Source organism: Vibrio hangzhouensis (assembly GCF_900107935.1).
GTDB classification, from domain to species: domain Bacteria; phylum Pseudomonadota; class Gammaproteobacteria; order Enterobacterales; family Vibrionaceae; genus Vibrio; species Vibrio hangzhouensis.
In genome coordinates this window covers 1-13664 of the sequence record NZ_FNVG01000017.1, presented here as the reverse complement: position 1 = coordinate 13664, position 13664 = coordinate 1, and the positions used below count along the sequence as shown (strand labels likewise).

The 13664-nt window shown below is 46.2% G+C and carries 12 protein-coding genes, 1 rRNA gene and 1 riboswitch; of the genes, 9 read left to right on the top strand and 4 right to left on the bottom strand.

The window, feature by feature from the left end:
- Window positions 1–187: 187 nt before the first annotated feature.
- On the bottom strand, window positions 188–853 hold the full coding sequence (gene yihA, locus C4S60_RS16000) for a ribosome biogenesis GTP-binding protein YihA/YsxC (protein WP_208623277.1): 666 nt from the start codon (window positions 851–853) through the stop codon (window positions 188–190).
- 195 nt (window positions 854–1048) lie between these two features.
- On the opposite strand from yihA, the gene C4S60_RS15995 reads away from it, so the two are divergent.
- From C4S60_RS15995 to dinF, 3 genes are all read left to right on the top strand, one after another.
- Window positions 1049–1666 (top strand): c-type cytochrome, encoded by a 618-nt coding sequence (locus C4S60_RS15995; protein WP_103881364.1) that lies wholly within the window; start codon window positions 1049–1051, stop codon window positions 1664–1666.
- A gap of 754 nt (window positions 1667–2420) precedes the next feature.
- A complete protein-coding gene (locus C4S60_RS15990; protein ID WP_103881363.1) occupies window positions 2421–3233 on the top strand; it encodes a class I SAM-dependent methyltransferase in 813 nt (270 codons plus the stop codon).
- An 82-nt stretch (window positions 3234–3315) separates the two neighbouring features.
- Entirely contained in the window at window positions 3316–4662 is a 1347-nt protein-coding gene (gene dinF / locus C4S60_RS15985) for an MATE family efflux transporter DinF (protein ID WP_244183126.1), read from the top strand.
- Between the two features lie 43 nt (window positions 4663–4705).
- Here the strand turns inward: dinF and sthA are convergent, their stop codons facing one another.
- Complete coding sequence (gene sthA, locus C4S60_RS15980) at window positions 4706–6106, bottom strand: Si-specific NAD(P)(+) transhydrogenase (RefSeq protein WP_103881362.1); 1401 nt, start codon at window positions 6104–6106, stop codon at window positions 4706–4708.
- Between the two features lie 393 nt (window positions 6107–6499).
- Here sthA and fabR point away from each other — a divergent pair, with 393 nt between their 5' ends.
- Both fabR and C4S60_RS15970 read left to right on the top strand, forming a co-directional pair.
- A complete protein-coding gene (fabR, locus tag C4S60_RS15975; RefSeq protein WP_103881361.1) occupies window positions 6500–7141 on the top strand; it encodes an HTH-type transcriptional repressor FabR in 642 nt (213 codons plus the stop codon).
- Window positions 7141–7512 carry a YijD family membrane protein gene (locus C4S60_RS15970; protein WP_103881360.1) on the top strand — a complete coding sequence of 124 codons (372 nt, stop codon included), beginning with the start codon at window positions 7141–7143 and terminating at the stop codon, window positions 7510–7512. Before fabR ends, C4S60_RS15970 begins: the two co-directional genes overlap by 1 nt.
- Before the next feature lie 69 nt (window positions 7513–7581).
- On the opposite strand, the gene trmA is transcribed toward C4S60_RS15970, so the two are convergent.
- The gene (gene trmA / locus C4S60_RS15965) at window positions 7582–8691 is read right to left on the bottom strand and encodes a tRNA (uridine(54)-C5)-methyltransferase TrmA (protein WP_103881359.1); all 1110 of its coding nucleotides are present in this window, start codon (window positions 8689–8691) and stop codon (window positions 7582–7584) included.
- Window positions 8692–8846: 155 nt separating this feature from the next.
- Window positions 8847–9057, top strand: a riboswitch (cobalamin riboswitch).
- A gap of 41 nt (window positions 9058–9098) precedes the next feature.
- On the opposite strand from trmA, the gene C4S60_RS15960 reads away from it, so the two are divergent.
- The 3 genes from C4S60_RS15960 (at window position 9099) to murI (ending at window position 12536) form a co-directional block, all read left to right on the top strand.
- A complete protein-coding gene (locus C4S60_RS15960) occupies window positions 9099–10949 on the top strand; it encodes a TonB-dependent receptor domain-containing protein (RefSeq protein WP_103881358.1) in 1851 nt (616 codons plus the stop codon).
- Between the two features lie 47 nt (window positions 10950–10996).
- On the top strand, window positions 10997–11665 hold the full coding sequence (locus C4S60_RS15955) for a Dph6-related ATP pyrophosphatase (protein WP_103881357.1): 669 nt from the start codon (window positions 10997–10999) through the stop codon (window positions 11663–11665).
- 70 nt (window positions 11666–11735) lie between these two features.
- Window positions 11736–12536: a glutamate racemase gene (murI, locus tag C4S60_RS15950; RefSeq protein WP_103881356.1), complete on the top strand. Its 801-nt coding sequence runs from the start codon at window positions 11736–11738 to the stop codon at window positions 12534–12536.
- Here the strand turns inward: murI and C4S60_RS15945 are convergent.
- Window positions 12490–12942, bottom strand: coding sequence for an RNA recognition motif domain-containing protein (locus tag C4S60_RS15945; RefSeq protein WP_103881355.1), 453 nt, complete (start codon window positions 12940–12942; stop codon window positions 12490–12492). The genes murI and C4S60_RS15945 overlap by 47 nt on opposite strands.
- Window positions 12943–13496: 554 nt before the next feature.
- Here C4S60_RS15945 and C4S60_RS15940 point away from each other — a divergent pair.
- Window positions 13497–13664 (top strand): 16S ribosomal RNA (locus C4S60_RS15940); the annotation flags it as partial.

The following is a 13664-nucleotide window of genomic DNA, read 5'->3' as shown; positions in this document are numbered from 1 at the left end:
TTATTTTTAATGATGAATTGTTAGGTCGAGGAGAGAAGACTAGTTCACACTTTGCGTGGCAGGGAATTGAATTATCGGCTGACTTGATAGATTCTTTCAGCAAATAATAACTAAATCTTCTCTCTCCCATTGCCCTGCCAGGATGGCGGGGCGTTTTGTTTCAGAGCTTTGTAGCAGGAGTAAATGGTTACTCCGCTTCTCCAGCATCTTCCTCATCTGGCGCGTCAATCACTTCAAAGGCTGGAGCAAACCAGGTATCGAGTTTGTTGCGCAGCTGATCGACACCAATTCCTTTGAGTGAAGAGAAGGCATCAACCTGTACATCGCCACCAAATGCCAACGAGGCTTCACGAATTTTAAGAACTTGTGCTTTACGAGCACCACTTTTCAGCTTATCGGCTTTCGTCAGCAGTACTTGCACAGGAATGCCCGACTCAACAGCCCATTGAACAAGCTGCTGATCCAAATCTTTCATTGGATGACGGATATCCATCAATACCACCAGACCTTTCAGGCACTGGCGCTTTTGCAGATACTCACCCAGTGATTTCTGCCACTTTTTCTTCATCTCTAATGGTACTTGAGCGAATCCATATCCTGGCAAGTCAACGATATGGCAGCCTTCATCCACCTTAAACAAGTTAATAAGCTGAGTGCGGCCTGGAGTCTTACTGGTTTTTGCCAGGGCCTTTTGGTTGGTCAAACGGTTCAGTGAACTTGACTTACCCGCATTGGAGCGTCCTGCAAACGCGATTTCGATCCCTTCATCTTCAGGCAAGTGACGAATGTCAGGTGCACTAGTTATGAAATGCGTGTTTTGATAATGAATTTTTACGCTCACTGTTAACTCCATCTCGACTTTGTGTAGTCGATTGATTACTTTTTTGTGAAATTGTGTAAAATAACCGTGCTCGGCATATGGCCACACATTGTACCATGAACGGTATTAATTGCCCGCGTTACCTCACTTTACCCTTTTGGTACCAATTTGTTGGGGTTTGCGAGGCGCACGGTGGTACTGGAAGCTTGATAATTATAATGGAATGTCATGAAAAAATTAGCGCTAATCTTGAGTCTTGTAGTCAGCTGCTCAGTATGGGCCCAAGGCGATATTGAAGCTGGTAAAGCAAAATCCCAAACTTGTGTTGCGTGTCATGGAGCTGATGGTAACAGTCAGCTAACGATGTACCCTAGCATCGCGGGTCAGCACGCCAAATACATTGAAAAGCAATTAAAAGACCTGAAACTCGGTATGACGAGTAGTGGTAAGCAAGGTCGTTACGATCCTGTGATGAGTGGTATGGCTATGCCACTATCAGATCAGGATATGGCTGATCTTGCGGCTTACTATTCTTCTATGCCAATTGCACCAAAAAGCACCCCAGAAAATGTTGTTGAACAAGGTAAAGCACTCTACACAGCAGGTGATGCAGAGCGAGGAATTACAGCGTGTATTGCATGTCACGGCCCTCGTGGTAATGGTACTGAGCTTTCTGGTTTTCCAAAAATCTCTGGACAACACGCAGAATACGTAAAATCACAACTTGAGAAATTCCGTAGTGGCGATCGTGCAAATGATATGAACGCAATGATGCGTGATATCGCTAAGAAACTGAACGACGACGATATCGATACACTGTCTAAGTACGTAGGCGGTCTACACTAATCCAATTTCTGCGTTGCAACAACTAAGCAGCCCAACAATAGTTTCTTTACGCCAAACCGAGTGAACAATGCCTCTTCAAATGAAGGGGCATTATTTTTCGTGATGAACCTCTCACAGCGAGGCATTAGGAGCTATGTCACATTGGGACGGTTAGCTGATGTCTTTGTGCGATATTTGCCATACTTGTTTGCATGATTTAGCTGCGGTCTGATGTTAACTAATTGATATATATTGATGTTGTCTTTCTCTGTTTCTAAAGGGGGACAAAAATGGCGTCGGTGGCTTGTTTTCAATGTGCGGTAGGGTAAATTGTTTCGTGTCGACAGGATGTAGACACAGGACTTTCAGACCAAGATGGTCTTCAGGGATGCTCTGCCAGGATGGCAGGGGAAACGCAATGGACTGGCTTGTGCTCGGAGTGCAGGCAGATAAGGATGGTCGACTTTTCTCAGGAAGAGAACTCGAATGGACAGGGTTTAGGAAGAACTCTCGCAAACGGTCTTGCCAGGGAACGTGAAAACACATCAGGATGATGACAAACAAGAATTAGCAGTGGAAGCACAAATAACAAACGGATATTTGTGAGGCGTCCTTAACGATGCCAACAGTTTCGCCAAATGGCGATGAAAAGCGACAGGTTTTCCTGTCGCTTTTTTTACGTCTCGCACTTGTCGGTAAATGATAATTAGTTTTATTTGTCTTGATGTGCTCTTTGATATCAATTATCATTTTCACCTGATTAGGGGGGTGAAAGATGAAAGGTCAAAACGTGAGTGAGACAAGGCATTTCAATGTTCCAGCGAAGTTACTTCGGCCACTTTGGTTCCGCAGCAGAGAGAGTCTGCTCGATGATGGAATCATTTATGATCCTATTGCGGCGTACGCCTGTCGTCGTTGTCATCTTGCCTCTGACTGTATAACCGACGATAGCGATCAACGTCAGTTGCTCCATGCCACACTCACACAGATTTGCGATCTTCAGGTGAAGCATTTTCTGGACACCCACCCAGATGGATGGGTGATCAATGTGGGAGCTGGATTAGATACCCGATTTTATCGTTTGGACAATGGGCGTTGTCATTGGGTTGAAGTGGATACAGACGAGAATCTTGTCTGGCGCCAGCGCCTGTTTCATAAAAGTGAGCGCTATCAGTTATGCTGTGGCTCTCTTGATGACATGAGTTGGTTACAGTCATTGTCGATCCCCTGTAGCAGGCCTGTATTGGTGGTTTGTGAGCAAGCGCTTCTGGACCGCCGGGAAAACCGGATTGCACATTTCATACAATCGATAGGTTGTTACTTCCAGCACGCCCGGGCTTGTCTGGTTTTGGCTGGTGATCTCACCACATCGCCACTAGGTACGAGGATGGGTTGTGAACGCTACCAACACGGGCTCAAGCGTCCTGCTCAAAAACTATTGAACTGGTTGCCCTGGATGCACAAAGTCTCCCTATTGTCACCGATTGACCAGCACTGCCGACGTTGGGCTAAGTGGCAGCGCGTACTCGCAAAGCTGCCTGTATATCGCTATCGACTGACGCCGAATGTTGTCAATCTGGAATGGTAACAACAGGCGAATTAGCGCTACTATAGCCCCCATAATTGTCTATCTCCTCATCGAATAGCGGTGGTGTTAACCTGGGGTCTTTGTGTTACAGCAATCTTTTTCTCTGCTCTCTAATGTGGATCTTCATCGTCGTGTACTGTTGCTTGCCATACCTATGGTTCTGTCTAACATTACCGTCCCTTTACTTGGCTTGGTTGATGCGGCTGTCATTGGCCATTTAGATCATTCTTGGTATCTGGGCGGAGTAGCACTGGGCAACACGATGATAAGCGTTGCTTTCTGGTTGTTGGGATTTCTAAGAATGTCGACAACAGGGCTTACCGCTCAGTCCTATGGTGCTGATGATCGTCGAAAGCTGGCGCTTGTCTTTTTGCAAGGCAGTCTGATGGCCCTAAGTTTTGCGCTGCTATTCCTGATATTTCACACTCTAATTGCCGATACAGTTTTTTCTGTTACTAGTGCCAGTGACGATGTAAAACACTATGGCTATCAATATTTTGCGATCAGAGCGTGGAGTGCCCCTGCTGCCTTGATGAACTTTGTCCTGCTGGGTTGGCTGCTAGGGACGCAAAATGCCAAGGCACCGATGTGGATGGTGATGATCACTAATGTGGTGAACATTCTCCTCGACTTGTTGTTTGTCATTGGCTTGGGTTGGAAAGTGGAGGGGGCCGCTCTGGCCTCGGTGCTAGCTGACTATTCCGGCTGCACTTTTGGTCTGTGGTGTGTCTGGCGAACCTGGCATCAACGGCAGTTGCCTAACCTCTGGAAGGTCGCGTCGGAGGTCAGTCGAGATATCGGTCGTTTCGTTAAACTCAATCGCGATATCTTTTTACGCTCTCTGTGTCTGCAAGCGACGTTCAGCTTTATGACCTTTCAGGGCGCTGCATTCGGAGATGACACAGTGGCCGCTAACGCGGTACTGATGAGTTTTCTGATGATCATTTCTTATGGTATGGATGGTTTTGCGTATGCTATGGAAGCCATGGTCGGGAAAGCCGTGGGTGCTAAAAGTCGCAGCGAATTGACAGAGTCGCTATTGGCGACATTTTTCTGGAGTTTAGTGATTTGCCTTATGCTCACCGTGGTGTTCGCGTTCTGGGGCCATCACATGATCGCGATGATTACTTCTATTAACAATGTGCAGGAGCATGCTGCCCATTATCTGCCCTGGCTGATAGCGATGCCTTTAGTGTCGATGTGGTGTTTTCTGTTTGACGGCATCTTTATTGGAGCGACCAAAGGGCGTGAGATGAGAAACAGTATGTTCGTCGCGACCTGCAGTTTCTTTGCCATCTTTTTCCTGACCAGTGGATTGGGAAACCATGCTCTGTGGCTGGCGATGTTGAGTTTTATGGCTCTGCGAGGCTTTGGGCTAGCCATGATCTTTTTGCTTCAATGGCGCAAAGGGCGCTTTCTTGAAGCATAAAAAAGGCGGCTATGTAGCCGCCTTATTGGGTGTTGCTTAGCAGTTAAAACAAACGGTTCAGGCCATTTAGAGCGGCAACGCGGTAGGCTTCTGCCATCGTTGGGTAGTTGAAGGTCGTATTGACGAAGTACTCAATCGTGTTGGCTTCCCCTTTCTGTTCCATGATGGCTTGGCCGATATGAATGATCTCTGCAGCACGTTCACCAAAGCAGTGAATTCCAAGGATCTCTTTTGTCTCTCGATGGAAAAGGATCTTCAAGCTGCCTACATCCTTACCCGCTATTTGTGCGCGCGCCAGATGTTTGAACGATGAACGTCCCACTTCATATGGCACTTTGGCCTCGGTCAACTCTTGCTCGGTTTTACCGACAGAGCTGATTTCCGGGATGGTGTAGATACCTGTTGGAATATCGTCAATCAGATAACCTTCCGCTTCCCCTTTGGTGATCGCTTGTGCGACAAAACGGCCTTGATCATACGCCGCGCTGGCCAGGCTCGGGTAACCAATCACATCGCCAACCGCATAAATGTGGTCAACGTCCGTTTGGTAGTTGAGATCGACTTTCAGTTGTCCTCGCGAATCCGCAACCAGCCCAACGGCATCCAGATTCAGGGCGTCGGTATTACCCGTTCGTCCGTTCGCATAGAGCAGACAGTCGGCACGCATTTTTTTACCCGAGTTTAGGTGGATAATGACGCCGTCTTCCGTTCCTTCAATTTTCGCGTAGGTTTCATCGTTACGAATCATCATTCCGCTGTTCCAGAAGTGATAGGAAAGCGAGTCAGACATTTCGTTGTCAAGGAATGCAAGCAGGCGTTCACGAGTGTTTATCAAGTCGGTTTTTACATCCAGGCCTCGGAAGATAGAGGCGTACTCACAGCCAATGACCCCCGCACCATAAATGATGATATGACGAGGATCATGTTCGAGCGACAAGATAGAGTCGCTGTCGTAAATGCGAGGATGGCTAAAATCGACATCAGCCGGTCGGTAAGGCCTTGAACCTGTCGCAATCACGAATTTATCTGCGGTGTAGATATCTTTGGTGCCATCCGACTTGGTGACTTCAAGGGTGTGCGAATCTATGAATCTTGCGGTACCAAATAACAACGTGCATTCGTTACGGTCATAGAAACCCTGGCGTAAACGGGTTTGTTTATCAATCACAGTCTTGGCATGACCAAGAATGTTGGAGAAGGTGGAGTGAAGGCTGGTGTTATTGCCGCAAAACAGAGGGTTACTATTGAACTCTATGATGCGACTTACCGCATGTCTTAAGGCTTTTGAAGGAATAGTACCCCAGTGCGTGCAACCACCTCCAACACTGCTTTCTTTTTCAATGATAGCCACATTGAGCCCCGCTTTGGTAAGCCCCATCGCGGCACCTTCGCCACCTGGACCACTACCTATCACAATGGCATCAAAATGTTTGGAGCGACTCATAGCGTTTATCCTCGTTGTACCTGACTGCATCACGCAATACATAAACCAAATAGTGAAGCCATCATTGGAATAGAGTATTGCGGCGTTAACATTGCTGAAACTGTTATTAGCGAGATTCTAACGGATTCTTAACTTGGGTAAATACACTAGCCACGATAGGGTGTGAAAGATCACGGAGTTTTGTCGATACTTATCGGAAGATTAGCTAACCATGTGGAGATTACCTGCCTATTATAAAGAAGTGGTTTTTTACAAATTGAAGTGAGAGGTACCAAGAGTTTTGCTAAAAATCCCCCGACACAGGCTTATACAAAGTGACTATTCGCGTTATATTACAGCCACTCCCTTAATTACCGTCATGGATGGTAACCAACAAGTAAACCTGGGTTAAACATGAAATCAATGGGTATCCGTGCACAACAAAAAGAAAAAACGCGTCGTTCATTGATCGATGCTGCCTTTAGCCAATTGAGTGCCGATCGCAGCTTTTCCAATTTGAGTTTGCGCGAAGTGGCGCGTGAGGCGGGTATCGCACCGACCTCGTTTTATCGTCACTTCAAAGACATGGATGAGCTCGGGCTTACCATGGTGGATGAAGGGGGATTGCTGTTAAGGCAATTAATGCGACAAGCGCGCCAACGTATTGTCAAAGAAGGCAGTGTGATTCGCACTTCGGTCGAGACTTTTATGGAGTTCATCGAAAGCAGTCCTAACGTCTTTCGTTTATTGCTGCGGGAACGTTCAGGCACATCTTTTGAGTTTCGAGCTGCAGTGGCTCGCGAGATCCAGCATTTCTCGGCAGAACTCACCGAATACCTGGTCAGTACGGGTATGGATCGGGATGAGGCATTTGCTCAGGCAGAAGCTTCCGTGGTTCTGGTGTTTAGCTCTGGTGCAGAGGCATTGGATCTTAGCAAGAAAGAAAGGTATGAACTGGCAGAAAGGTTAATTGTCCAATTGAGGATAGTGGCCAAAGGCGCACACTGGTATCGAAAAGAACGTGAACGAAACCGTCAAAAAGAAGGGTTGAAATAATGTCTAAAGAAATCTCCTCCGAAAACCGCAATAGCGGTAAGAAGACCCTATTGCTAGCGTTGATCGCTGGTATGTGTGGAAACGCAATGCTGTCCTGGCTTACTGTCAGTGAAGTGGCTTTTTCTATTTTCCCGCTGATCGCATTGGTGCTGTCGGTGCAGGCTCTGTATCAGGAATATCTGAAAAACCCGATCCCGGAAGATTTTCCTATGGTAGGTCTGGCCGCTTTCTTTGTGGGGGCTTTTGGTCACTCAGCTTTCACTAAAGCTCAGTACCCTGATGCGGGCTCTAACTTCTTTGCGATTATAGTCGTGTTGGTGCTGCTGTTCTGGATTGGCAAAAAACTTGGCTATATCATGAAAGACGCATAAACCTGGTTTAACGTCAGAGACAAAAAAACGAGCCGATGTTGGCTCGTTTTTTTTATGTATGAGTGTTGATCACGCTTTGCGTTCTAGTAACACGCCCGCTTCAATATGATGAGTGAACGGGAATTGATCAAACAACGCAAAGCGAGTGATGTTGTGGGTTTCGCTTAACACGTCAAGGTTGTCTTTTAGTGTCTCTGGATTGCAAGAGATATACAAAATACGCTCATAACCCTGCACCATCTTACAAGTGTCGATATCCATACCTGCGCGCGGTGGATCAACAAAAATCGTGTTGCAGTTGTAGCTCTGAAGATCGACATTTTGCTGCTTCAGTCTGCGGAACTCGCGTTTGCCTTCCATCGCTTCGGTGAACTCTTCTGCCGACATGCGAATAATCTGCACATTGTCTATTTTGTTGGCCACAATATTGTATTGTGCGGACTCAACTGACGGCTTAGCCAGCTCGGTGGCCAGCACCCTTTCGAAGTTTTGTGCCAGCGCCAGAGAAAAGTTACCGTTGCCACAATACAGTTCTAACAGATCGCCTTTGCTGTCCTGAGTGCAGTCGACGGCCCATTCCAACATTTTCTGTGCCACAGGGCCATTTGGCTGAGTGAAGCTGTTTTCTACTTGCTGATAGTGGTATGGCTGGCCATTGACGTGCAACGTCTCGACCACGTAATCCTGGTCCAGCACGATCTTCATTTTTCGGGCGCGGCCAATAAGGCTGAGTTTGAAGCCTTCATCATTCAGTTGCTGCTTTAAAGCTTGTGCTTCCGCTTTCCACGCATCATCAAGTTGGCGGTGGTAAAGCAGTGACACCAGAATTTCGCCGCTCAAGGTAGAGAGAAAATCGACCTGGAACAGTTTCTTTCTCAGAATCTCATTGCCTTTCATTGCGTCCATAAGTAGCGGCATCAAATCGTTGATCAGACGGCTCGCAGCCGGAAACTGATCGACACGGTATTTTTCACGCGTTTCCTGGTTAAACATGATGTAATACATGTCTTCACCTTCATGCCAAACGCGGAACTCGGCACGCATGCGATAGTGTTTCTCTGGAGAAGTAAATACTTCGAGTTCAGGTGCAGAATAAGGTGCCATCATATCGATCAATCGTTGAGATTTGTCGTCTAGCTGAATTTGATAGCCTTCTGGTGTGAAGTCGAGATTTGCCATGGTCGTTGCCTATCGCCGGTAATGAGTTTTTTAAAGGAGGGCAGATTTTATTCAATCTCCCGTCGTTGTCCAGTTTTTCCCAGAAATCGTCTCGCATTATATCCGTATATCTATAGCTTAGCTCAATCCGTTATGGACAAATTATCAACTTGTTAATACCATGCCGCTTAGCTGGTGTGAGAATCACAATGGAGTCTCACTGAAAAGGGAATCTGGTGTAAATCCAGAACTGACGCGCAGCGGTAAAAGAGAACGAACCCTCATTAAGACACTGTATTGCTTACGGGAAGTCGAGTTAGTAGGTTTAGGAACATGATGTTCCTTCTGCTCTTAAGTCCGAATACCTGCCAGCAGCTAAGTTGATCGACAACTTGGTAGGACTTACGCGATTTAGGAAAACATAACAAATGAACAAATCATTTTTGGCGATAGCAGTGGTTGCATCGCTCTCTTCTTATGCTTCTTTTTCACTGGCAGAAGCTCCTGGTTCTGAGGAACAGGCACATCAAACCCACGAAACTATGGTGGTGACAGCCAATCGGGTAGAACAACAGCTTAAGGAAGTTTTGGCTCCGATTGAAGTTGTTGACCGAGAAGAGATTGAGGCGATACAGGCAAAATCAATTGCGGAAGTTTTACGACGTCTGCCTGGCATTCAAATGGCGAACCAAGGTGGCGTTGGCCAAAATACAGAGCTCTACATTAGAGGTCGTTCAAGCAAAAATACCCTAGTCCTGGTCAATGGCGTACGCATTGGCAGCGCAACTACGGGGTCGGCAAACCTGTCTGCTATCCCATTGGACGGCGTGCAGAGAATTGAGGTCATCAGAGGTGCTCGGGCAGCGGTGTACGGTTCTGATGCAGTAAGTGGTGTTGTGAACATTATTACGACTAACCCCAATGGTTCAGCCAGTAAAGTAAAAGCAGGCTTTGGCAGTTTTGGTAGTTACAACGTTGGTGGCACATTATCGCTAGGGGATGCAAAAAAAGGCTGGTTAAACCTTACCGCGACCCATCAATCCAGTAATGGTTACAATGTTCAGCCAACCAGCACCAACCCGATCGATGCCGATGATGACGGATATTCCAGTCAGTACCTTGTGTTAGACACCGGGAAAAAACTTAACCCCAACTGGTTGCTAAAAGCAAATGGTTACTATCAGAAACATTATGTGGAATACGACAACCCATGGACTGGCGTAGATAAAACTGACAGTGATTTGTACAGTCTGAGTGTGGCCACAGAGTATAGCCGAGAGAACTTTGATTCTTCGTTAGCACTGACGACAAATCAAGATAAAGCAAAATCCTATGGTCAGGGTGCTGCAGAGGGCACCATTTCAACCAATAGAGTGGCGGTGAACTGGAATAATAATTTCAGAGTGAGCGATGCACTCAGTGTACTTGGTGGTGTTGACTGGTACAAAGATAACGTCGATAACACGACCAACGCTATGACTCAGGATAGTCGTGACAATGGTGCCGTATTTGTTGGCGCTATCTATAACCGGGGCATCGTCTCCTTGGAAGGCAACGTGCGCTATGATGATAATAGTGCTTATGGCAACTACACCACGTATCAGCTTGGCGGTGGCGTAGATATCACAGAGCAACTCAAGTTTGTGGCACTGCATGGGACAGCGTTCAAAGCACCGACGTTCAATGAGCTCTACTGGCCAAAACAGTGTGGCCCATGGGGATGTTATGAAGGCAACCCTGATCTGGTGCCTGAAGAATCCGACACTTCAGAGATTGCAGTGGAAGGGGCGTTTGACTTTGCGGCAATCAGGCTGGCGGCATACCGCAGTAATGTGGATAAAATGATTGCCAGTAATGGCTCGACCAATGTGAACATTAATAAAGCCAAAATCGAAGGCATCGAAGTGGCGACACAATTTGATACTGGCGTAATCGAACACCAAGTGTCTTACGATTATCTGGACGCTAAGGATGAAGCCACAGGGAAAGACCTTGTAAGACGAGCTCGCCACAGTGGTAAGTGGAATGCTGCATATGCTATCAACTCATGGCGCTTTGATTTGAGCTACCTGTATCAAGGAAAACGTTATGATGATGCTGCAAATACTAAGGTCCTCGACCCTTATTCACTAGTTGATATTGCAGGTACTTACTACTTTGACAATGGCGTTACTCTCGGTGCTAAAGTAGGTAACCTTTTCAATGAAGAGTATGAGACGGTGAGTGGATATAAAACACCGGAACGTAATTATTACGTAAATGCCTCTTACGAGTTCTAACTAGCAGGCCGCCTCGCATTATGAGGCGGCTTTTTTTCAGGTTTACTATGAATAACATCATCATCAGCTGGTCCTCTGGCAAAGACTCTACCCTTACCTTGGAACGCCTAATGGAATCGCCCGATTATCATGTTGTTGGTCTATACACGACACATGTGAAAGGGGAGGTGCCTTTCCAGGTCACTCCGTTGGAAGTGGTACAAATGCAAGCAGATAGATTAGGCCTCCCTCTTGTCACAATAGAACTGCCGGAAATATTTCCACCAAACAATGTATACCAGTCACGAGTAATAGAAGGCGTGAAGTCTTCGGGCTTAAATGTAGAAGGAATTGCATTTGGCGATATGTTCTGCAATGGCATTGAAGAGTATCGAAGAAGCTATGTAGAGCCTGCCGGGTTGGAAGCCGTATTTCCCCTGCTCGGAGAGAGCAGTCAGGATCTCGCGAGAGAGATTTTGGCCCGAGGCATTGAAACGGTATTGGTGACGGTTGATCGTAATGTGCTGCCGGAGTCGTTGTGTGGTCAATGGTACAGTCATGAGCTTGTGGCGTGCCTGCCGAAAAACGTGGACCCATGTGGTGAAGAGGGTGAGTTTCATACACTGGTGTGTAACTCACAATACTTCAGTCATGGCATCACCTTAGAGCCGACCTCTATCGAGACTGCAGAACGGTTTAGCCATCTCAGATACAAGGTTAAGTCAGAATTGGGTTGATAGGTTTACCGACTATAGCGTAATGAGTATGATATCGGCGGACAGATAAATAAGCGTTAGACGATAACCAATGAACAGTAAGCATATTCTTATTTTTGACTCCGGTGTCGGTGGTCTTTCTGTATTTAAAGAAATACATCGCCGCTTACCGAATGAGGACTACGTTTATTTGTTCGACAATGAAGCCTACCCTTACGGCGAACTGGCACCTGACACTTTAGTGCAAAGAACGTGTACTTTAGTGGAGCAGATGATGAGGCGTCAGCGCATAGATATTGTAGTGATAGCTTGTAATACGGCTAGTACCATTGTTTTACCCCATCTTAGACAGCGCATTGATATACCCGTTGTCGGTGTGGTTCCTGCTATTAAGCCAGCCTCCTTACTTTCCAAGACAGCCGTTGGTTTGATTGCGACCCCTGCGACGATAACCCGTCAATACACCCATGACCTCATTCGTGACTTTGCTTTGGATAAAAACGTCAAACTGATTGGAAATAGTCAACTTGTCGATATGGCCGAAAAGAAACTGCGTAATGAAAGGGTCGATCTTATTGAGTTAGAGCACATACTGGCCCCCTTAAAAGGGCAGGTAGATGTTGCGGTATTAGGTTGTACCCACTTCCCGTTAATAAAAGAAGAGATTTCTCAGGTGCTGGGCTCTAGTGTTGAATTGGTCGATTCTGGAGAAGCCATTGCCCGTCGAGTGGAAAGCTTACTAGCTATTTCAGACGTGAATAACGGCAAAGGAACAAGAGAGGCTTACAGTAGTGCTTCCCCCAAAGAAGAAGAAGCACTAAATCACGCATTACACCAACTGGGTTTTACTCCTGTTCAGTTGATGCCGATTCAGGATGCTTTGGATCATTAGCAATACGCACCTTTAGTGTACGCTGCATATAATCTTTTTCATTAAGCGCGTTAATGGCAGCTTTGGCATCAGAGCTGGCCATCACGACGAAGCCAAACCCTCGACGCTTTCCTGTGCGCTTATCCTTCATCAGTCTTACGGCAAAGACTTCCCCATGTTCGGAAAACAGATCTTTTACGTGCGATTCGTTGGCTTTGTATGGCAGGTTGCCTACATACAGTGTTTTTGTAGATTGGTTTGCATCAGCAATTGACGTAGGTGTAGCTGTAGAATACTTAACAACTAAAAATGTGGTGACTACACCGATAACAAAAGCGACAGCTGGTGGGACAGCGAACTGAGAAAAGACTATACCGCCTAATATAGCGATCGCCACAACCAGAAAAAGAGATTTATTGGAGTCCATATTAAAGTACTACTTCTTTATTTACGAATAATGGCATCTATCGTTAACAAATAGATACAAGAATATTACGTAGTTGAGGGGGATTTTTCCAATTAATTGGTGTGATGTATTTCAAATGTTGAATTTTTATCGGGAAAATACGTTATTGATGGCTTTTTGAACGAACGGAAAATTAATTTAAAAAAACACTTGTCATCGTTTCAGTGATCTCTATAATGCCGCCTCACCGACACGGAGTGAGACGAAAGTCACAAAGCGGCGTCGGTTGAGAGAGAAAAGAAAGTTGAAAAAAACTCTTGACTCTCAAAACGGGAAGCGTAAGATACGCACCCCTAACGACGAGACGCAGAGCGGCTCTGGGGTTAGAAAATGTTCTTTAAAAATATAGACCTATCAATCTGTGTGGGCACTCGTTGATGATAATCAAATTAGATACTTCGGTATCAAATTAGGTTTCAATGAAACGAAGTGACCATTGAGTCGAAAGACTCAGCACAGTCAATTCAAACATTACTTTATGTAATGTTCAGTATTCATTGAGCCGACAAAATCTTAAATTGAAGAGTTTGATCATGGCTCAGATTGAACGCTGGCGGCAGGCCTAACACATGCAAGTCGAGCGGAAACGAGTTAACTGACCCTTCGGGTGACGTTAACGGCGTCGAGCGGCGGACGGGTGAGTAATGCCTGGGAATATGCCTTGATGTGGGGGATAACCATTG